At 43.6% G+C, this 518-nt stretch carries 1 protein-coding gene; it reads right to left on the minus strand.

Going from position 1 to position 518, the window contains the following annotated elements; translation table 11 throughout:
- On the minus strand, nt 1–197 hold a 197-nt coding region (locus M3087_RS14270; RefSeq protein ID WP_249096843.1), incomplete at its 3' end, for a hypothetical protein.
- Nucleotides 198–518 lie beyond the last annotated feature (321 nt).

Consider the following 518-nt stretch of genomic DNA (forward strand, 5'->3'; position numbering starts at 1 on the left):
CCCGACCCAATAACGGTTGGTCCAATAACGCTCGGTCCAATAACGGTTGTTTGTTCCACCAATGTACATTCCACACACACCCGTTTCATCACCACCCAATCGCCAACAAATAATATTGTCCCCATAATAACGGGGCAATAATGATTGGACCGGGCGACCAGACCGGTCGCCCCTACATTATTATATGTATCTCCCATACCCGCCAATTCTGTAATTCCCTTTTAAAATGTAAACAAACGCAAACAAACACCATGCTCTCTCCACATCAATTCCCCATTTCCCGCCCGTTCTCCCGTCATATCCCCGTAACAATCCCCGAAAAACATGTTGTAAAACATGTCTGTGAATGAAACCCTTAGGAGAAAGCCTCAAAAAATATTCAAAAAAAGTGCGTAGAATGTTTGGAGTGTATATGCAAAAGCTCTACCTTTGCATCCGCTTTCGATAAGGAAAGCCGCTGCAAAGCGTTAGATACTTGAAAAGAATGCAACAAACAGACAAGTAGTACAAGAGCTCTG

Source organism: Mediterranea sp. ET5 (genome assembly GCF_023337025.1).
GTDB lineage: Bacteria > Bacteroidota > Bacteroidia > Bacteroidales > Bacteroidaceae > Phocaeicola_A.